The sequence below is a fragment of the uncultured Tenacibaculum sp. genome (assembly GCF_947502995.1).
GTDB lineage: Bacteria > Bacteroidota > Bacteroidia > Flavobacteriales > Flavobacteriaceae > Polaribacter.
The window spans coordinates 168831-189771 of the sequence record NZ_CANNBW010000005.1; the positions used below are offsets into that span (position 1 = coordinate 168831).

The 20941-nt window shown below is 29.4% G+C and carries 21 protein-coding genes; 9 read left to right on the forward strand and 12 right to left on the reverse strand.

Going from position 1 to position 20941, the window contains the following annotated elements; all coding sequences use genetic code 11:
- The first annotated feature begins 11 nt into the window (after positions 1 to 11).
- The gene (locus tag Q1A46_RS05745) at positions 12 to 866 is read left to right on the forward strand and encodes a hypothetical protein (RefSeq protein ID WP_299675152.1); all 855 of its coding nucleotides are present in this window, start codon (positions 12 to 14) and stop codon (positions 864 to 866) included.
- Between the two features lie 9 nt (positions 867 to 875).
- Here Q1A46_RS05745 and Q1A46_RS05750 read toward each other — a convergent pair whose 3' ends face one another.
- Positions 876 to 2090, reverse strand: coding sequence for an ATP-binding protein (locus tag Q1A46_RS05750; protein ID WP_299675155.1), 1215 nt, complete (start codon positions 2088 to 2090; stop codon positions 876 to 878).
- A 259-nt stretch (positions 2091 to 2349) separates the two neighbouring features.
- Between Q1A46_RS05750 and Q1A46_RS05755 the strand changes: the two genes are divergently transcribed.
- Complete coding sequence (locus Q1A46_RS05755) at positions 2350 to 3036, forward strand: GNAT family N-acetyltransferase (protein ID WP_299675158.1); 687 nt, start codon at positions 2350 to 2352, stop codon at positions 3034 to 3036.
- A gap of 2 nt (positions 3037 to 3038) precedes the next feature.
- Here the strand turns inward: Q1A46_RS05755 and Q1A46_RS05760 are convergent, their stop codons facing one another.
- The gene (locus tag Q1A46_RS05760) at positions 3039 to 3821 is read right to left on the reverse strand and encodes a tRNA pseudouridine(38-40) synthase TruA (RefSeq protein WP_299675161.1); all 783 of its coding nucleotides are present in this window, start codon (positions 3819 to 3821) and stop codon (positions 3039 to 3041) included.
- Positions 3822 to 4008: 187 nt separating this feature from the next.
- Between Q1A46_RS05760 and Q1A46_RS05765 the strand changes: the two genes are divergently transcribed.
- The gene (locus Q1A46_RS05765; protein ID WP_299675164.1) at positions 4009 to 5058 is read left to right on the forward strand and encodes a Ca2+-dependent phosphoinositide-specific phospholipase C; all 1050 of its coding nucleotides are present in this window, start codon (positions 4009 to 4011) and stop codon (positions 5056 to 5058) included.
- Positions 5059 to 5264: 206 nt separating this feature from the next.
- The gene (locus tag Q1A46_RS05770; RefSeq protein WP_299675167.1) at positions 5265 to 6428 is read left to right on the forward strand and encodes an alanine--glyoxylate aminotransferase family protein; all 1164 of its coding nucleotides are present in this window, start codon (positions 5265 to 5267) and stop codon (positions 6426 to 6428) included.
- Between the two features lie 24 nt (positions 6429 to 6452).
- Here the strand turns inward: Q1A46_RS05770 and Q1A46_RS05775 are convergent, their stop codons facing one another.
- The gene (locus tag Q1A46_RS05775; protein ID WP_299675170.1) at positions 6453 to 7391 is read right to left on the reverse strand and encodes a hydrogen peroxide-inducible genes activator; all 939 of its coding nucleotides are present in this window, start codon (positions 7389 to 7391) and stop codon (positions 6453 to 6455) included.
- Between the two features lie 113 nt (positions 7392 to 7504).
- On the opposite strand from Q1A46_RS05775, the gene katG reads away from it, so the two are divergent.
- Both katG and Q1A46_RS05785 read left to right on the forward strand, forming a co-directional pair.
- Positions 7505 to 9769: a catalase/peroxidase HPI gene (katG, locus tag Q1A46_RS05780; protein WP_373456498.1), complete on the forward strand. Its 2265-nt coding sequence runs from the start codon at positions 7505 to 7507 to the stop codon at positions 9767 to 9769.
- A gap of 136 nt (positions 9770 to 9905) precedes the next feature.
- Entirely contained in the window at positions 9906 to 11342 is a 1437-nt protein-coding gene (locus Q1A46_RS05785) for a glycoside hydrolase family 47 protein (protein WP_299675173.1), read from the forward strand.
- 56 nt (positions 11343 to 11398) lie between these two features.
- Here Q1A46_RS05785 and Q1A46_RS05790 read toward each other — a convergent pair whose 3' ends face one another.
- Together Q1A46_RS05790 and Q1A46_RS05795 are read right to left on the reverse strand one after the other, a co-directional pair.
- The gene (locus Q1A46_RS05790) at positions 11399 to 11803 is read right to left on the reverse strand and encodes a hypothetical protein (RefSeq protein WP_306420508.1); all 405 of its coding nucleotides are present in this window, start codon (positions 11801 to 11803) and stop codon (positions 11399 to 11401) included.
- A 117-nt stretch (positions 11804 to 11920) separates the two neighbouring features.
- Complete coding sequence (locus Q1A46_RS05795; RefSeq protein WP_299626179.1) at positions 11921 to 12487, reverse strand: Crp/Fnr family transcriptional regulator; 567 nt, start codon at positions 12485 to 12487, stop codon at positions 11921 to 11923.
- Positions 12488 to 12624: 137 nt separating this feature from the next.
- On the opposite strand from Q1A46_RS05795, the gene Q1A46_RS05800 reads away from it, so the two are divergent.
- Genes Q1A46_RS05800 through Q1A46_RS05810 form a run of 3 tightly spaced genes read left to right on the forward strand, consistent with a single transcriptional unit; the run spans position 12625 to position 14232 of the window.
- Positions 12625 to 13302 (forward strand): DUF4386 domain-containing protein, encoded by a 678-nt coding sequence (locus Q1A46_RS05800; protein WP_299675179.1) that lies wholly within the window; start codon positions 12625 to 12627, stop codon positions 13300 to 13302.
- A complete protein-coding gene (locus Q1A46_RS05805; protein WP_299675182.1) occupies positions 13299 to 13745 on the forward strand; it encodes an MBOAT family O-acyltransferase in 447 nt (148 codons plus the stop codon). Before Q1A46_RS05800 ends, Q1A46_RS05805 begins: the two co-directional genes overlap by 4 nt.
- Positions 13746 to 13764: 19 nt before the next feature.
- A complete protein-coding gene (locus Q1A46_RS05810) occupies positions 13765 to 14232 on the forward strand; it encodes a nuclear transport factor 2 family protein (protein WP_299675186.1) in 468 nt (155 codons plus the stop codon).
- A 9-nt stretch (positions 14233 to 14241) separates the two neighbouring features.
- Here the strand turns inward: Q1A46_RS05810 and Q1A46_RS05815 are convergent, their stop codons facing one another.
- The 7 genes from Q1A46_RS05815 to pta all read right to left on the reverse strand — a co-directional run bounded on the left by Q1A46_RS05815 (position 14242) and on the right by pta (position 20886).
- Positions 14242 to 14820 carry a Crp/Fnr family transcriptional regulator gene (locus Q1A46_RS05815; protein ID WP_299675189.1) on the reverse strand — a complete coding sequence of 193 codons (579 nt, stop codon included), beginning with the start codon at positions 14818 to 14820 and terminating at the stop codon, positions 14242 to 14244.
- Positions 14821 to 14950: 130 nt separating this feature from the next.
- On the reverse strand, positions 14951 to 15499 hold the full coding sequence (locus Q1A46_RS05820; protein WP_299675192.1) for a hypothetical protein: 549 nt from the start codon (positions 15497 to 15499) through the stop codon (positions 14951 to 14953).
- Positions 15489 to 15980, reverse strand: coding sequence for an RNA polymerase sigma factor (locus Q1A46_RS05825; protein ID WP_299675195.1), 492 nt, complete (start codon positions 15978 to 15980; stop codon positions 15489 to 15491). The genes Q1A46_RS05820 and Q1A46_RS05825 overlap by 11 nt, the downstream gene beginning before the upstream one ends.
- Positions 15981 to 16829, reverse strand: a complete 849-nt coding sequence (locus Q1A46_RS05830) for an alpha/beta fold hydrolase (RefSeq protein WP_299675198.1) — start codon at positions 16827 to 16829, stop codon at positions 15981 to 15983. It lies immediately after the preceding gene.
- A gap of 119 nt (positions 16830 to 16948) precedes the next feature.
- Positions 16949 to 17479 (reverse strand): STM3941 family protein, encoded by a 531-nt coding sequence (locus tag Q1A46_RS05835; RefSeq protein ID WP_299675201.1) that lies wholly within the window; start codon positions 17477 to 17479, stop codon positions 16949 to 16951.
- 120 nt (positions 17480 to 17599) lie between these two features.
- On the reverse strand, positions 17600 to 18778 hold the full coding sequence (locus Q1A46_RS05840; protein WP_299675204.1) for an acetate/propionate family kinase: 1179 nt from the start codon (positions 18776 to 18778) through the stop codon (positions 17600 to 17602).
- Positions 18779 to 18792: 14 nt separating this feature from the next.
- Positions 18793 to 20886 (reverse strand): phosphate acetyltransferase, encoded by a 2094-nt coding sequence (gene pta / locus Q1A46_RS05845; RefSeq protein WP_299675207.1) that lies wholly within the window; start codon positions 20884 to 20886, stop codon positions 18793 to 18795.
- Between the last annotated feature and the right edge of the window lie 55 nt (positions 20887 to 20941).

The window sequence follows — 20941 nt, forward strand, 5'->3', positions numbered from 1 at the left end:
AACGATTTCAAATGAAGTTAACCCCAAATTGGAATGGTCGAATAATTTTTGATATTGAAAAACAAGATAATTTTAGATACAAGAATAGAGAATCTAAAGAATTTAAAAGAGGATATCAAATAGAGATACAGCAAAACGATGTAAATAAATTTGAAGTTTATTATCCGAACTCTATTTTAAATCAAATTAAATTATTTAACGATTACGAAGACTACATTAAAACTGATGCTACATCAGTTACGAAAACCATTTTTTATGAAGTAGATGAAAATTATGCTTTTGAAGATATTATTAATAAAAATGAAATCATAAACTCTATTAAAAAAGATGGAGATACCCTAGTTAAACAAATACCCGATGAAGAACATCAGGAAGATTTCTCCTATACAATAAACTTAATCTGTGAATCTGAAAACCGTTTTGATAAATATATTTTAGATGATATTATAAAAGTTCATTTTAATTATGGACTCAAAATAGAATCTGGTTACTATTTTAATCTTGGTAAAACATCTATTTCTAAAAAGGTTTTAAAGAAAATATTTGCAAAATCTAAATACGTTTTACATAAAGAACATTTTATGCGTCACGAAGTTACAGATGATTTTATTATTGTAGAATTTTTAAAAATTTCAGAAAATTCCTCGTCTAATAACAAAGCTAATTGGGAACAAATTGAAGATGATTTTGCTTGTGGTGAATTTTGCCCTAATGAATGTAAAAACCTGACTTTCACACACGAAATTTTCGTGTACGATTTAGACGATCAGATTCTTAATTCTTATTGCAAAACACAAGTTATTGATACTAAAGATATGCGTAAGGAAATTATTCATAAAATAAATAACATTAACACATATAATTAATTGCGTTCACTAGAATGAATTACTCATTGGTATTGTAAACTCAAAACGAACTCCTTCTTCATTATTCATTTTTTTTCCAAGAGTTATAGTACCATTTAATCTTGTTATAATCGATTTAATAGTTGCCAAACCAATCCCTGTATTTTTAAAGTTGGCTTCTCCTAAGGTTTCAAACATTAAAAAAACTTTATTGTAAAATTTTTCAGGAATTCCAGGTCCATTATCTTCATAAATAAACTTATAAGAATCGTTAGTTCTTCTATAATCTACGTATACCTCGCACGCTTCTTTATCATTAAACTTGTATGAATTTGTTAAGAGGTTTTGAAAAATCTGAATGAAACAAATTTTCGAATGATAGATTTCAACATCTAGTTCTTCAAAATTCACTATCATTTTGTTTTCTAGATCACAATTTTTGATAATATCATTTAATAATTCTTTCAAATTAAAATTTTCTAAATAAATATCAGCATTTGTAACTTTTGAATAAAGCAATAGCTGATTTATCATAGATTCCATGTAAACTGCTCTAGAAGAAATAAGATCTATAAACTCTGAAGTTTTAGAATCTTCTGAAGATTCCTCCAAATCTTCTTTTAAAAATAATGCTAAAGAATTAATTCCTCGAACAGGAGTTTTTAAATCATGAGTTAATCGATGTGTAAATTGATTTAACTCATTATTTAATCTTGTTATTTCTTGATTTGCTTGCTCTAATCTCAAATTCTGTTTTCTCAACTCTAACAAACTCATTACTTGCTGAGATAAAGCTTTTAATGATTCTTTCTGACCATCTGTTAATGATAAACGAGGTTCATTATCTATAACACATAAAGTTCCTAAAGCAAAACCATCTTTTGTTTTTAAAGGAGCACCTGCGTAAAAAACTACATTAGGCTCGCTAAGCGTTAAAGGATTGTCTCTAAATCGGATATCTTTAGTAGCATCAGGCACTATAAATAATTCATCTGGGTCTAAAATTGTATGTGCACAAAAAGCATATTCTCTTGGTGTTTCTGTGGCATCTAAACCATAAGCTGATTTAAACCATTGTCTTTCCGGATCGACTAAAGAAACTAAAGCAATCGGTGTGTTACATATTTCCGCTGCTATTTTAGTTATATTATCATAATCTTCTTCAGGAAGTGTATCAAGAATACTATAGCTTTTTAATCTTTGTATTCTTTTTTCTTCATTCTTAGGAATACTTGCTGTTTGCATAAAGTAAATTTAACGGGGGTAAATAATGATTTGTTAATCTTAAAGTAGCATAGAAAACTTATTTATCTTTATTTACTCCTAAGGCCATACCCTTAAATATAACATAATAATTTCAAAAACAAAAGTGAAAAACATAATATTCAGTGTTTTACCCCTAACTCAAACTACAAGAATTTCACTTATTATTCAGTGAATAATGTAAGTACAATTTGATATAATATTTATTCTGTAGATGATTTGTCTTTTTTATTTTTACTTAATGATAGAAAAGAAAAAATTTGATAATCCGGTTTGGTCTGCTTTAGAAGAAACTCATAAAGAATATCTCATCAGTTATGAGAATGCAAAGTTTTATCATCCAGATTATTGTCCATTTGGAAGCTTCAACGATTCTAAAGATATTATAAAAGCTATGGAATCTTATGCTGAATTAACTTCTGATTTTTTCATTGTTTGTCAAGAAGCTCCGAATTATCCAAAAAGTTTAACCTTAAAGGGAGAATACCGTTGTTTACAAATGGAATTGTCTCAAGAAGATTTTAAAATTCCAGAATATACTTCAACTATAATGAAATTAACCAAAACTCATGAACAACAACTTTATGATTTAATAATGCTTGTAATGCCAGGAACTTACCGTAAAAAATCTTTCAATATTGGTGATTATTATGGAATATTTGATGGTAATGAATTAGTAGCTGCCACAGGAGAACGCATTCAAGGTGATAAATTTATTGAAGTTAGTGGTGTTGTTACTCACCCAGATCATCTTAGAAAAGGATACGCAAAACAATTAGTTGCTTACACTTCTGAGGAAGTTTTACGAAAAGGAAAAACTCCTATTTTACATGTCTTAGAAATTAATGAAGGTGCAATACGACTTTACGAGAAATTAGGATATAAAACCATAGACTTTATGTATTGGAGACATTATATAAAAGATTAGTTCTACTTAAAATTTACTTCATGTAAATGTAAACCAGAAGCAGGTGCAATGCTTTTAAGAAATTCGATATTAGAATTTCCATCTAAACTTTGTTTAATAAAATCTAAATCATAATTTCCTTTGCCTAATTCGGCTAATGCTCCCATAATTAATCGGATCTGATTTCTTAAAAAACCTTGTCCTTTTATAATTAAAATATAACTCTTTTCAGGAAAAAAAGAAGCAGTCAATTCTGTGTTTTCAATAATCTCACAAGAATCAATCGTTCGTTCAACTTTTGTTTCTTCTGATGGTTTTGTACAATAATGTTTAAAGTTATGAAAGCCTTCAAATAACTTGGCTCCTTCAATCATCAAATCAATATTAAGATGATCTAAATATCCTACTAAAAAAGGTGCGCAATATGGATGATTTTTTTCTCCAAAAGAAAAGTAATAACGATACTCTTTTTGTTTTGGATGCTGAATTATATTAAAGCTTTCGTCTTCTATTTTTTCAATTGCTGTTACTCTAATATCAGAAGGAGAGTTTATATTAAAAGTTTCTATAAAAATATCTTCATCTAACTTTTCATCTATGAATAATTGATACGCATAATTTGTAGAAGAAACTTTAGCGTCTGTTCTCCCCACTCCTATTGTTTTACAACGAATTCCTTTACAAACAAACTTTAAAGTTTTATCTAAAGCCCAGTGTACAGTTTTCAAATTTGGCTGTTTTTGCCATCCATGAAATCGAAATCCTAAATATTGAAAACGTACTAAATACGCGTAATTATAATTCATACGCCAAAGTTACTATTTTTAAAATGTTGAACTACTCTATAAAATCCACATAACATTTTTAGCTAGTTAACTATCAATCAACATAGTTTACATTAAACTAAACTTTCTTTTATTTTTAAATAACTATTTAAAAACATCTATCAGCTTCATTTGCTCCTTAATTATTAACCCCAAACTTTTTATCAAAATGAAAAAAATTTTATTCCTTTCAATTTTAACTTTATTTACTTTAATCAGTTGTTCTGAATCTGACAATTGTTATGATTGTGAATCTTCTATTACTAATGAAATCGAATCATCAGACATAGAAATAACAAAAAAAAGAGCTGTAAATCTTGATCAATTAAAATACAATCAAGTAATGTATAAAGGTTCTCATAATTCTTATGAAAGAAGAGAAGACATTACAGAGCAGATAACAAATAGTAGTCCGGCTTACCAAAATAATGTATTAGCATTAGAGTTAGATATTTGGAGAAATACACCAAGAAACTCATACACAAATACTAGTATTCCTTCGAATACTTGGGTTGTAAATCATTGGCCACATCCTGGACGTTACGGAAGAACTTTAGCTTCTTATTTTTCTAAATTAAAAGATTGGCATAATAGAAACAGAAATCACTTACCAATCATGATCAAATTAGATGTAAAAAGTTCTAACGGTGGATATCAAAATTTTCACGAACAAATAGAATGGTATTTACAACGTTACTTAGGCGATAGTGATGTTATTTTTAAAGCTCAAAAATTATTTAAAGATCCTAATAGATCAATCAGACACAATGTTTTGTATGAAAATGCTTGGCCTTCTATGAATGAATTGCGTGGTAAATTTATTATTGTTTTAACTGGAAACGGAAGTTGGATGGATCAATATGTTAGAACAAATTCTCGATACAGATGGGCTTTTGGTATGAAAGCGCAAACTATTGCTAATACAGATAATACGAATAGTGGTATATCTCAAGCCAACAACACCATCGACAATAATCCTAATTATGTGTTTTATAACTTTAGTATGTCGGATATCAATGATAAAAGAAATAAAGCAGGTTCTAGAGAATATGCTCGTCAATTAGCAAGAAGAGGAATGATTACCAGAGTTTATTCTGCAAATAACAGAGATGAATGGGAACGTTGCAAAAGTTGGAAAATCAGTTGTATTTCTACTAACAAAATTAAGAATCATGATTGGGCTAAAATTGATAATAACAATATGTTCATTCAACGATAAATTAAAATCATTATAATTTTAAGAAGGAGAGTTTTTTAGCTCTCCTTTATTTTTTACTTTCATAAAAACAACCTCTTCATTTTATTTAAATCAAAAAATGAAAGGGTATATTTTTAAATATTCGTAATATTTTTTATTCTTTCTCGTAGCTTAAAACTATTCTGTAACTTACAACGAAATCGTTGTAATTACTATATCATTTTTTCATGAAAAATAGAAAACTATTGATGATACCAGGACCAATTGAAGTAGATCCTGCAGTATTAAGAACTATGGGAGAAGTAACTACCAGTCATATTGCTCCTAATTTTATAGAAAGTTTTGGTAACTCACTAGAGTTAATGCGTAAAATTTGGTTAGCTCCAAAAGGTCAGCCATTTATTATTGCTGGTAGTGGAACTTTAGCTATGGATATGGCAGTAAGTAATCTTATCGAATCTGGTGATAATGCATTAGTAATTTCAACAGGATATTTTGGAGAACGTTATAAAAATATTTTAGCAACGTATGGTGCGAACGTAACTGTACTTCAAGCTGAAATTGGTGAAACGGTTTCTTTAGATAAAATTGAAGCAGAATTATCTTCTAAAGATTACAAATTATTAACTATTACTCATGTTGATACCTCAACCGGAGTTTTAACAGATCCTAAAGCGATTGCTGCATTAGCTCAGCAATATAATACACTAAGCATTGTCGATGGAGTTTGTGCTACGGCTGGAGAAGAAACACAACAAGAAACTTGGGGAATTGATGTAGTATTAACTGGTTCTCAAAAGGCAATTGGAGTTCCTCCTGGTTTGGCTTTATTAGTTGCTTCAGAAAAAGCAATAAACGTTTGGAAAAATAGAACAACTCCTGTACAAAACTATTATGGAAGTTTTACAAATTGGTTGCCTATTATGCAGGCTTACGAAGAAAGAAGACCTTCATATTTTGGTACACCTTCGGTAAATTTAATTCGTGCTTTAGAAGTAAGTTTAGATTTAATCAATACAGAAGGAATTGAAAATAGAGTAGCAACTCATATTACATATGCAAAAGCATTTAGAAAAGCTGTACAAGCTATCGGTTTACAGTTAGTTCCTAAGACTAACGATATTGCCGCTAATACAATGACTGCGATTTATTATCCTGAAGGAATTGATGGAAACTCATTTAGAAAAGATATTTCTGAATACGGAGTAATTTTAGCTGGTGGTTTACATGCAGAAATTAAAACCAAATACTTTAGAATTGGTCATATGGGAGCCATTACTAAAAGTGATATTGTAGCTACATTGAGCGCAATAGAATCTGCTTTACAAAAACAAAACTACAGCTTTGAGTTTGGTAAAAGTGTTGGAATATTCTTATCAAGCTTGACTTAAAATAATATGAACCCTTGTGTTTTTTTACAAGGGTTTTAAAATTTTATATTCACTCTCTTTTTGCGGTAAGTGTTCAATTACAGAATTCTGAATCAGTAATTTTAATTCTGATAATAATTTCTTTTTTACAAAAAACTTATGCGTAACTAAACCTACTTTTCGAACAGGAATCGGCTTATCAAATTCAACCAATCTTTGTTTTATATCAGGAGACAAATCTTTAGTTGCTAAATATGGGAGAATTGTCATTCCTTTTCTCGCTCTTGTTATTCTCAATAAGCTATCCATAGAACCAGATTCAAACTCAAAGTTTTCATCTCGATTTGTATATTGATCAGACAAATCACAAATTCGTTGTACTTGTGTTCTTAAACAATGACCTTCTTGTAAAAGGCAAAGCTTAGAATAATCAATATCATTTACAGAAATCTTATTTGTAATATCTCCTTCACTACAATCATATAAAACAAAAGGTTCAGAATATAAATCTACTTCATTCAGCATATCGTCTTCTAGAGGAAGCGCTAAAACTCCAACATCAATACTTCTTATTTTTAAAGCTTTTTGAATTTCACTTGTTGTCATTTCGCGAACGATAATTTTTACTTTCGGAAAAGCTTCAGCAAAATTTGTTAAAAATAAGGGAAGTAAATACGGAGCAACAGTTGGAATAATTCCAATCTTTAATTCTCCGATCATTTCACCTTTTAATTCCTGAACTAAATTATTTAAAGCATCAACTTCACTTGCTAATATTCGTAATCGTTTTATAATTTCTTCACCTTCCACTGTAATTGAAACAGGCTTGGTTTTTCTATTAAAAATTTTAATTCCGATTTCTTTTTCAAACCTTCCAATCATCGTACTCAACGTAGATTGAGTTACAAAACATTTCTCTGCCGCAGCTTCAAAATTTTTTAAATCGACCACAGCTAATACGTACTGAAATTGTTGTATATTCATAATGAAGCAAATATAACACAATATTTACATTGTAGATATTAGATACACAAATATCGTTTTTATGAATAAAAATGATCCTCTTACTTTGTAACCTCTTAATTAATCGAATAAATATGAAACTACATTTTTTTACAGGAATGTTCCTTATGTTTTTAGTATCGTGTAATACAGCTAACGACAGTAAAGAAGGAACTAAAGAAGGCGGAAGTTGTCCTTTTGGATTTGGTAAAACTCCATCTACTGGTATGACCATTAAAGGAGAAGGAAAAACAACTAAAGATTGGTGGCGAAACAATTTAGACTTAACTGTTTTAAGACAAAATTCTTCATTATCAAATCCATTAGGAAACTTTGATTATAAGAAAGAATTTGAAAGCTTAGACTACTTCGCTTTAAAAGAAGACATTGCTAAAACTTTAAAAGATTCTAAAGATTGGTGGCCGGCAGATTACGGTACATACGGTGGTTTATTCATTCGTATGGCTTGGCATAGTGCTGGAACTTACAGAACAGGTGATGGAAGAGGTGGAACAAGAGAAGGAAGACAACGTTTTGCACCACAAAACAGTTGGCCAGATAATGCTAACTTAGATAAAGCAAGAAGATTACTTTGGCCAGTAAAACAAAAATACGGACAGAAAATTTCTTGGGCAGATTTAATGATTTTAGCTGGAAATGTTGCTTTAGAAAAATCTGGATTTAGAACTATTGGTTTTGCTGGTGGTAGAGAAGATACTTGGGAACCTCAAACAAATGTATATTTTGGTTCTGAAACAGAATGGTTAGCTAATGATGAACGTTATAAAGACGGAGAATTAGAAAAACCTTTAGCAGCTGTTCAAATGGGATTAATTTATGTGAATCCTGAAGGACCAAATGGAAATCCAGATCCGATTGCTTCTGCAAAAGATATTCGTATTACTTTCGGAAGAATGGGAATGAATGATGAAGAAACTGTAGCTTTAATTGCTGGTGGACATACATTAGGTAAAACTCACGGACAAGCTGGTGGAGATCATTTAGCTGCTTCTCCAGAAGGAGCAGGAATTGAAGAACAAGGTTTAGGTTGGAAAAGTGATTATAAATCTGGAAAAGGTAAAGATGCTATTACTTCTGGATTAGAAGTGATTTGGACGGTAACACCAGATAAATGGAGTCAAGGATATTTCAAAACATTATTTGAAAACGAATGGGTATTATCTAAAAGTCCAGGTGGAGCACATCAGTTTGAAGCAAAGAATTCTGTAATTAAATTTCCAGATGCATTTGATAAAACTAAATTCCATAATCCAACAATGTTAGTTACAGATGTTGCTTTAATTAAAGATCCTGTGTACGAAAAAATCTCTCGTCGTTTTTATGAAAATCCAAAAGAGTTTGATGAAGCTTTTGCTCGTGCTTGGTTTAAATTAACACACAGAGATATGGGACCAAAATCAACATATTTAGGTCCAGAAATTCCTAAAGAAGATTTTGTATGGCAAGATCCTATTTCAGCTGAAAATTCTTCAACGATCACAACTGCTGACATTAACAATTTAAAATCTAAAATTGAAGCTTCTGATTTAACAACTGGTGAATTAGTTTCAACTGCTTGGGCTTCTGCTTCTACATATAGAAATTCTGATAGACGTGGTGGTGCAAACGGAGCAAGAATTCGTTTAGAACCACAAGTTAACTGGGAATCTAACAATCCTGCTCAATTAAAAAGAGTATTAGGAGTATATGAGAAAATTCAACAAGAATTTAATAAAGGCAACAAAAAAGTTTCTATTGCAGATTTAATTGTGCTAGGTGGTAATGTTGCTATTGAAAATGCAGCAAAAAAAGCAGGAGTTGATGTTAAAGTTCCTTTTACATCAGGAAGAGCTGACGCTACGCAAGAGCAAACTAATGTTGAAGGAATGGCTGTTTTAGAACCAATGGCTGACGGATTTAGAAATTACCAGAAAACAGATTATACTTTATCTGCTGAACAATTATTGGTAGACAAAGCTCAACTATTGACTTTATCTGCTCCAGAAATGACCGTTTTAATAGGTGGAATGAGAGCTTTAAACGCGAATTATAATGGTTCTAATATTGGAATTATGACCTCAACTCCTGGAACATTAACTAATGAATTCTTTGTAAATTTATTAAGTATGCAATACAAATGGGAAGCTACCTCAGATAAAAAAGATCTTTTCAATATTAAAGATAGAGCTACAAACGAAGTAAAGTGGACTGCCACTAGAGCTGATTTAATCTTCGGTTCTAATTCAGAATTAAGAGCGATCTCAGAAGTTTATGCTAGTGAAGATGCAAAAGAAAAATTTGTAAAAGACTTTGTGAAAGCTTGGACTAAAGTAATGAACTTAGATCGATTTGACATCTAACAATTGTGATAACAAACAAAACAATAATACTCTATAAATGTGTGAATTGTTTTGACTAACTTGATAAGAATCTCATTTCATTTCATCTGTTTTTTATTTCCTAAATTCGTAGGAATCAACCAGAGAAATGTACCAAATGAGATTCTTATTCTTTTTTAGCTTACTATTATTTCTTTCTTGTAATACTTCAACAAAAACAGAAAAGAAAGAACTTAAAACTTCAGTTTCAAAAAACGATACAATACAAAGTTATACTGCTGAAGAAATAAAATCTGAAACATTACGATCTTGGGAAGCTTATAAAAAATATGCTTGGGGTTACGATGTTCTATTACCATTATCTAAATCGGGTTACAATTGGTACAAAGAATCTTTAGGAATTTCTCCTTTTGATGCCTATAGTACGCTAGCTGTAATGGGATTAACGAAAGAAGCAAAAGAAATAGAAGAATACGCATTATCTAAAGACTGGAATCAGGATGTTTATGTTCAAGTTTTTGAAGTTAATATTCGAATTTTAGGCGGATTATTAGCAATTTACGATCATACTCAAAATCCGAAAATATTAGAAAAAGCAATAGATTTTGCAGACCGATTATTACCTGCCTTTAACTCTCCTACAGGAATGCCTTATCATTCTGTAAATTTAAAAACAGGAAAAACATCAGGAAATCAAGGTGAAGGAAAAGGAAATGTAGTTAATGTTGCTCAGGCTGCTACTTATCTTTTCGAATTTGGAATTTTAAGTTACTATGCTAAAGACCCTAAATATTACCAAGCTGCAAAAAAAGCTACTAAAGCAGTATTCAATAGAAAATCTGAAATTGGTCTTCCAGGAGATTTTATCGATGTTGAATCTGGAAAATGGACGAACAATTGGCATTATTTACAAGCCGGTGTAGATTCATATTATGAATACATGTTTAAGAGTAACTTTTTATTTCCTGATCCTGAAATTAAAGAAATTTGGGAATATAGTTTAGGGAAAATCAATAAATATTTAGCAGAAGATTATAACGGTAAACGCTTTTATACTTGTGTAAATATGCATACTGGCGAAGTTGTAAAAAGATCGGTTTCACTTTACGATGCATTTTTTCCAGCAGTACAAGCATTGCATGGTGATCTTGAAAATGCCGAAAAAAACATGAAAACTTGGGATTGGATTTGGAATAAATACGGCTTACTTCCTACTCGATATTTATATGAAAAAGACGCTATTGAATATGCAAATTCAGAATTGAATCCAGAAATTATTGAATCTGCTTATTATTTGCATCAAATTACGGGTAAAGAAAAATATATCAATATGATTTACAAGTATTGGAATGATTTAAAATTATGTTGTAGAAACGATGTTGCTTTTCACTCCATAGAAAATGTAAGTACTATGGAGAAAAAAGATTATTTAGCAACATTCTTTTATGCAGAAACTTTAAAATATTTTTATGTAGCTGTTGCTGATAAAGATCAATTTGATTTTAATGATTATGTTTTCAACACAGAAGCGCATCCGTTTAAAAGAAGTCATTTCGATCCTGAAAAAGCAAAAGAATATTTAGGTATTGAGTAAAATACTGATGTGTATTATTGCTTAGTTTATTATTAATCTGTCTTTCTCTTATTTCCTTAAAAAATTCGAATTGTACTTAAATATGTCCAAACAATAAATAATAATTGTAAAGGAACTCTAAACCAAAGATAAGATAAACCATGACCATCTAATGTTCCTTTTTGGTAATTGATATTATGTATAGAAGCATAAATATTTGCTGGTAACATTAATATTAGAAAAACTATTAAAGTCCATCCACTAATTACTTTTAGTTTTGGAATAAGTAAACCAATTGCTAGAAGGATTTCAAAAAGTCCTGTTAGATAAACAAAATTTGTTTTAAATGGAATAAACTTTGGAATCATCATTGTCATTCCATCAGTAAAAACGAAATGACCAATCGCTGTAAAACATAACATGATAGACATTGCTATTCGTGCTGAAAGCGTAAAATTGTAATTGTCTTTGAAAATTTTCATTAAGAAAATTGTTATTACAAAACTTGATACAAGTATTATTAATGGTTTCATATTTGCTTCTTTTTAAATTCATTTACAAAATTGATAAATGATTTTAGAGCTAACAATGAATCCAAGTTAAGTAATTCGCTTACGTATTCTACTTAAAGCTTGAGGTGTAACACCAATATATGAAGCGATATACTTTAATGGAATTTGTTTTATCAAATTTGGACGTTCTTGAAATAAGTTTAAATAACGTTCTTCAGCAGTTTCATTCAGTAATGAAATTTCCCTTTTAGATTTAATTAAAAACATATTCTCAGCCATTGTTCTTCCTATAAAATTTCCGCTTTCAGTTTTTTCATATACTTCATGAAGATCTTTATACGATATCTTCCATAAAGCTGTAGGAGTTAATGTTTCTATTTGATAATTAGAAGGAAGTTGAGTTATAAATGAATCGTAAGCAGTAACAAATTCATTCTCAAACACAAAACCAAAAGTTAAATCGTTCTCTTCTTGAGGAATATACAACCTCACTATACCTTTAGAAATAAATGACAAGTAATTTTCAACTCTACCTTTTTTAGTAAGAACTGTATTTTTTGTTAGTTTTTCTTTCTGAAGTTTAGATGAAAAAAAGTTCCAATCTGAACTATTCATTGGATAAATATCAGTAATAAACTTTTTTACTTCTTCCATAATATTACATCTTTTAATATGATTTTATAAGATCATCTTTTAACTAAAGTTAGTAAAAAATCATCTATTTCTTAACCGAAGTCAATTTATAACTTTTTAAATCACAATAATTTTGTATTGATTTTAAATACAATACAATGAAAACATTCTTGAAAATTTCTGGGATAGCTTATGTGTTCATTTTTATTTCTGGCTTTTATGCAAATTTTATAATTCTTGAAACTTTAATTGATTCAAATAAAAGTTCAGAAACAATAGGAAACATGATTAATAATCCTGACCAGTTTAAAAACGGGTTAATCGTGTTTCTAATCATGATCATTTCAGACATTCTTTTAGTTTGGTCGTTGTTTAAAGTTACCAAACCAATTCATAAAACATTATCACATATTGCTTCAATTTTTAGAGGCTTTCATGCTGTATTTTTTATTGTTGCTTTATTCCAATTATCTAAGATTTATAACTTAACCTGTAACGCTACATATTCTATACAGTTAGAAACCAAAGTATTTGACTTGTTGTTATGGTTTGATAAATTATGGACTATTGGTTTATTATTTTTTGCTGCTCACTTGCTTGTATTAAGTTATTTAATACTTAAATCTAGTTACATACCAAGGTTTATTGGCTACTTTTTAATTGCAGCTGCTATTGGATATTTCATTGATTGCTTTTCAAAACTATACTTCGCTAATTACAATGATTACAAATTCTATTTTGAAACTATGGTAGTTTTTACAGCAGTAATTGGTGAACTCTCTTTTACATTATGGCTAATTTTTAAAGGATTTTCTAAGAAAACTTTTAGACTATGATTTCTTTAAAAAATTATGTAAAAAAACGAAATGGAGTTCCACTTGGACATTCAAGATCGTTAAGTAATATGTTGAAGAAATCTTTGGGAGCAACATCTTTTGACCTCTTCTGGAAGCACTGGAATCCTATATGGAATTATTACCTTAATCGATATGTATTTAAACCTCTAAAAACTATCTGTAATTACTATATAGCAATCGTATTAACTTTTGCGGTTTCAGGATTTCTACACGATTTGGCTGGTTTATTCATCAATAAAAAACTATCCTTTTTTTTAACTACTTGGTTTATAATCATGGGAAGTATAGTTGCTGTTTTTAAAAGATATCAACTTGTATATACAACACACAAAAAAGCTTTAAACTACTTTTATAATTTGCTACTTATTGTTTTAAGCTTTTTTATAGCCAAATGCTTACTAAACCAAATTCATCTTTATTAAATTTTAATTCTAATCAATTATGCAATCTCTTACTAAAATATTCATATTTATTGTAATTAACCTTTTCACAATACACCAAACTAAAGCTCAAAATGTAACTAATTCTCATAAAGATTCATTAGAAATAATGGTTAAGAAATATTATGACTTAAATCTTAAAACCTTTCAGAAGGGTTCTACAATACAGGACATTGACAAAATATTTGAACTCTTTACAGATGATTTCACATATGTACATCCGAAATATGGCGGAATTTATTCTAGAAAAGATTTATATAATGGTTATGTTAAAAATCAAAAAAGCGGACAATATAATGGCGAGATTGTAGCTATTAAAGTAGAAAATAAAATCATTGGTTTAAATGTTGTCATTATTGAAAGAAAGTACATCATAAAAAACGAAGAAGGTGTTAAAGCTGGAGAACAACAAGTAACTCTTTTTGAGTTTAAGCAAGGAAAAATTTCAAAAATATTTGAATATTGGTAATAGTTATTTTCATGTATTATTCATGATTCTTTTTCTAATTCTACTTAAAGATTCGGGTTTTACCCCAATATAACTAGCTAAATAATATAAAGGAACTCTATTTATTAATTTTGGTTTCTCTTTTAGTAGCGATAAATAACGTTGCTCTGGTGATGATATTAAATAGGATGCTAGAGAATCATCTTGTTTACCTAATTCTTCTTCTACAGAAGTTCTACACAAAGTTTCATATTTAGGTACTTTTTTAATAAGTTCTAGCTCTTTATCTTTATTTAGAATAGCAAGTTTACAATCTTCAATACATTCAAGATAATGTTTAGCAGGCGTCTTTTGATGTAAACTTGTAAATGAAGCTATAGAACTTCCTTCCTCATAAAAATTGGTTGTAACTTCAGTGCCCTCAATAATATAATATTTACGAACTAGTCCAGATAAATTTTGATACGATTCTTTAGAAACTTGACCTTCTTTTAATAAAATTGTTCCCTTTCCAAAGTTTTTAATAGGAATACAATCTTCAACTATTTTAGCTTGTTCATCTGAAATTTCAATTACTTCTCTAATAAGTTGTACTACTTCACTAAACATTATTCACTATATAAATATTTTCAATTATGATATGATCAAATTCTTAAAAACCTAAACTTAAAATGTAGCGTTTTTTACTGATCTTTTCAGTTTCCTTTTTACAATAGTATTTAAAGGTACTAACTTTTTATTATACCTGTATTTGTTTTAAAAATCGATGTTCCTTAACAATTCCTTTAATTATAATAACTATTACAACAGCAAGAGAAAGAATACCAGAAATTAAAATGTAATTATAAAAAGCACTAGAAAATTTTTGCTTAAAGTATGGTAATAATAAATAAAAACCGAATATATAAACTGCAACACAAATAGGCGTTACAATATAGTTTACTAACAATCTCGTTTTATAATACTTTTTCAAATAAGCATAATATAATTTTTGAGGCATTGAAATCAATTGTTTTTCTTTACGATACAACGAGAAAAACTCTAAAACAACTCGGAAAATAAGACTACTTATCATAAGAACTAAACCTAAATTAAAAGTATTCCATTGATGAAACGCATAATAAAAAGCGTATATAATTAATACTATAACAGTTAAAGACATTACTGTAATATTAATGTATTGTCCGTTACGTTGTTTTTTAGCTTTTGCTATTATATTTTGAGGAGTAATATTTGAGCTATGATCAGCTTGAATCTCCCATAATTTATCTAAGTTATCATTTTCCATTTTTGATGCATTTTAAAAGTGATTTTCGAATACGGCTTAAACGTGTTCGCAATGTTCCATGAGCTAAACCTACAGTTTCAGCAATTGTAGCTTGTGGTATATTTTCGAGTTCTAACAATATTAGTGCTCTATTTTGTTCATTGAGTTTATCAATGCAATGATACATTTGCTTAATATTTTTTTCAGTATTATTAGTGTTATCATCGTTGGTATGATCAGATAATACGTTTTCATTTATAGGAATATTTTTATTGATTTTACGTAAATCTCCTAAACATACATTTACTGCAATGCGATATATCCAAGTATCAATAGAAGATTTACCTTTAAATGTTTTTCTATGTTTCCAAACCTTTATAAAAGTTTCTTGTAACCACTCGTTGGCAAGTTCACTGTTACCAGAAGCGTACCCCAAGCATAACCGATGTACTTTCGGAGCGAATTCATTATAGGTTTTGGTAAACTCTTGTTCTGTATTCATTTATTTAGATGATAAAATCATTTGTACTTGTTCTAAAAACCAAGATGGTTGATCTAGCATTATAAAATGGGCGCTATTTTCAGCTAAAATAAAATTATAGTTTTTTAAATTTTTATATTGATTCTTATACGTTTGCTTCACCATTTCTGCTCCATAAGGTTTTGAAGCTACTATTATAGAAACCGGTATTGAAATGTTTTTTAAATCTTCTCTAAGATCTAGTTTAAGATAATCAGTATATCCGTATACATAAGTTTTTCGGTCTGCTTGTAAAATCCAATTCTTAATTTGTTCTTGAGCCGAAATTTTAAGACTCATACCTTTTGACATTCCAGCAGCTAATTGTGCAAAAGCAGTATCGTCCATTGCTAATTGCTGTTTGTTATATGGACTCTCATATACCAAATTTTCTGGATTAAAATTAGGAATCATTAGTGCGCAAGAAGCAGGAAGTGCATCAACAACTATAATTTTAGAAAGTTTTATTTCTTTTTGTACAGCAAGCCAAGTAGCAATTGTACCTCCTAAACTATGACCAATTATAGTCGTATTTTGTAAATCATTTTTGACTATATAATTCTTAAGAGATTGATTAACTTTTGGTAACCAAGGAAATTTAATAGACGCTTTTCCTACAAAACCAGCTAACGTTACAGTATGACATTCATAATTATTTTCTAGCTTTTTCACTAAGGGATTCCATATATCTCCTGGAACTGTAAAACCAGGAATCAGTATAACAGGATTTCCTTTTCCTGTGACTTTTACATGAATAGGTTGATTTTCATCTTGTGCATAAATTGATACAGAAAACACAAATGCGATACATAATAAAATAACATTTTTCATTTTTAAAAGTTTTTGATTTCCCTTTAGATGCAGGAATAAAAAAATGTTACATATTATTTTTGAAGGTAGTATGAAAAGTATTTATCATTTACTACTCGAATAAATGAATATCAAGATAATTATTCATCAGACTTCTTAATTTTTTCATCAATTATTTTAATCAATTCATCAAAATTACAACTAAGTGAATTAGATGATATAATGAATGGTGTTCCATACATCTTTTCATTGGTTTTCATTAAAAATCGTTTAAACCTATTTACTTGATCTGTATATTTGTTTGGATTCTTAACAAAAATCAATAAAAACTTTGTGCTTTTAACTTGGATTATATCAAAACTGACAATATCGATACATTTGATAAAATGATCTCCTATTATATTTGAATTATCCATTATTCCATATTGGCTAATAATTAACCCAGGTTTGCTATCAAAAATTTTTACAAAACCATAAATTCCTGTCATTCCAAAAAAAATAATAGATAACGAACCAGCTACTTTCGTCAACAAGGTATCTATATTAATATTAGCTCCTCCAAACATCCACAGCCAGAAACCAATAGATACAAATCCAAATGACGCAAGTATTAATAAAGTAATTTTAAATTTACTTAACTTTATTATTGTTTTTTGTGTTTCAATTTTCATTTACAATTTAAATTACAGGATTATTGTACTCTCCTACTCTTTCATAATCGATTAAACAAAAAAACAAATTCCTCTGTTTTATTAGTTTTCTATGCTTTTTATAAAAAATACATGTACTATCTACAAACCATACGATTGCTTCGCTATTTCTACTTCTTCGTTTGTAGGAATTACTAATAATTTTACTTTAGAATTATCTGAATGTATTTCAGTAAGTTTTTTAGCTCTAATATTATTCTTGTTTGTGTCTATTTCTATTCCGAAGAACTCTAAGTCAGTACAAACTTTTTCTCTGATTAATGAAGAATTCTCTCCAATTCCTGCTGTAAATACAATAGCATCAACACCATTCATTGCTGCAATGTAAGAGCCAATATATTTTTTTATACGATACGTATTAATATCTAATGCTAATTGACAAGCTACATTTCCTTTTTCAGCTTCAGCTTCAATATCACGTAAATCACTGTAACCTGTTAAACCGAACATTCCGCTTTCTTTCTGTAACAAAGTATTTACTTCGTTTACATCATAGCCTAAAGTATTTACCAAATAGAAAATTAAAGTATGATCGATATCTCCACTTCGAGTTCCCATGACTAAACCTGTAACCGGACCAAAACCTAAACTATGATCGATACTTTGTCCGTTTTCTACAGCAGAAATACTACAACCATTTCCTAAATGAACTGTGATTAATTTAGAATTTGATGTTTGTAAATATGCATTGGCTTTTTCTGAAACATATTTATGACTTGTTCCATGAAATCCGTATAAACGAATTTTATTATCTGTTAAAAACTGCTTCGGAATTGCATACGTAAATGCTTTTTCTGGGATAGTTTGATGAAAAGCTGTATCGAAAACTGCTACTTGTTTTGCTTTTGTAAAAATTGCTTCGGCAACATTAACTCCTTCTAAATTTGCCGGGTTGTGTTGTGGAGCTAAAGAAAATAAACTTTCTATTTCTATTTTAACTTCCCCAGTTACTTCTGTAGTTTTAGTAAAAGAACTTCCTCCATGAACAACTCTATGACCAACAACTTCAATTTCATCAGTAGAAGAAATTACACCTACTTTAGTATCTAGTAATAACGAAACGACTTTCTCTAAACCAACTTTATGATTTTCAATCTGTATCGTTTCTTTAATTGAATTTTCTTCAGATTCGTAATGAACTGCTCCTTCTTCTAATCCTATTCTTTCAATTAATCCTGAACAAATTACTTTTTCTTCCGGCATATCAAAAAGTTGATACTTAATTGATGAACTTCCTGAATTGATAACTAATACTTTCATGTGCTGTTTTTAATCTATTCTTGAGCTTGTATCGCTGTTAGGATAATTGTGTTGTAAATATCTTCGATTGTACATCCTCTACTTAAATCGTTAACTGGTTTATTTAAACCTTGCAACATTGGTCCAATTGCTAAAGCTCCAGTTTCACGTTGTACCGCTTTGTATGTGTTATTTCCTGTATTTAAATCTGGAAAAATTAATACGTTTGCTTGTCCCGCTACTTCAGAATTTGGTAATTTTTTCTTTCCAACGGTAGGATCTACAGCTGCATCGTATTGAATTGGACCTTCTACTTTTAAATCTGGTCGCTTACGTTTTACAATTTCTGTAGCTTCTCTAACGGTATCTACATCTTCTCCTTTTCCTGAACTTCCTGAAGAATAAGAAAGCATTGCTATTTTCGGATCAATTCCAAAAGCTATACTTGAATCTGCTGATGAAATTGCTATTTCTGCTAATTGTTCTGAAGTTGGATTCGGATTAATAGCACAGTCTCCAAATACAGAAACACGATCTTCTAAACACATAAAGAAAATTGAAGATACTACAGAAAAACCTGGTTTAGTTTTTACGAACTGTAACGATGGTTTAATTGTATGTTGTGTAGTGTGAGCAGCTCCAGAAACCATTCCGTCAGCTAAACCTTTATACACCATCATAGTTCCGAAATAAGAAACATCAGCCATTAAATCTTCTGCCATAGCCGGACTCAATCCTTTATGTTTTCTTAATTCGTAAAGTGTATTTGCGAAATCTTCAAAATATTCTGAAGTACTTGGATTTATAATTTGTGTTTTATCAAAATCAAAAGAAAGTTGTAAACGCTTTACAGCTGCTTCTACATTAACTCGTTTTCCTAAAATCGTTAAATCAACGATATCTAATTTTTGTAATTGCGCCGCTGCTGTTAAAATTCTATCATCGTTTCCTTCTGGTAGAACAATATGCTTTTTAACTTGTTTTGCTCTTTTGAATAAGTTGTATTGGAACATTCTTGGTGTTAACACATTTGTTCCTTTGTAAGTGATTAATTTATCACTTAATGTTTCAATATCTACATACTTTTCAAAAGTATTGATCGATAATTTGATTTTGTTTTTATTTTCTGCGTAGATGTGAGAACGAATTGCTCCTAATCTAGATGCGATTCCGAAGGTTCCTCCTTTTACTTTTAAAATCGGAACAATTCTTTCTAAACCGGTAATTAATTCTATTACTGACGGACTTAACTCTAAATCACCTGTAAGAATAATTCCTGAGATTGACGGATATCGATTTGAAATATTTGCTTGTAATGTTCCTAATAAAATATCAGAACGATCTGAAGGTGTAATTACAACGCATTCATCTGTTAAGTGATTTAAAAAGTGAGCTAATTGCATTGCTCCTACTTTTATTTCACCAGTTGTAGCATCTAACAATTCTTCTCCGAAAACAACTTCTGCATCTAGTGCTTTTGAAATTTCGTAAATCGTTGGATTATTTAATTTACTATTGATTGGAATCGCGTTAATTAATAACGACTTAGGTAAATTCTCTCCTATTCCATCAATAATTAAATCTACATTTTTCTCTTGAACTTTATTAGCAATTACTGCAATTACTTCTACTTCTTTATTACTGAAAGAATCGTAAGTTAATCGTAAACCTTGAATAAATTCTTCTAGTGATTTATCTATTCCACCAGAAACAATAATTACAGGAATTCCTAAGTTTTTAGCGATTAATACATTTAAATCCATTTCTATAATCGCACCGTGATCTGAAAAATCAGTTCCTTCTACAATAACGAAGTCATTTTTTTCTTCTAGTTTTTTGTACTTGCGAAGAATTAAATTAATGACTTCATCTTCTTTATCATCATTTAATAAATCTAATAACTCAGATCTTGTGAAAGCGTAGGTATCTTCATAATCACATTTTAAATTGAAATAATTAACAATTGTATTTACGTGATTATCTTTTTTACCATCGACAGGATTATCAATTATCGGACGAAAATATCCGACCTTAGGTTTATTACGCAACAACAGTTGCATTAAACCTAAACTTAGCATCGATTTTCCTGAATTCGCTCCACTTGCAGCGATATAAATAGCTTTATTCATATTCTAATTTTGGGCAAAATTAGTCTAAATTTAATAAAGCAAGCTGTTAAATGTC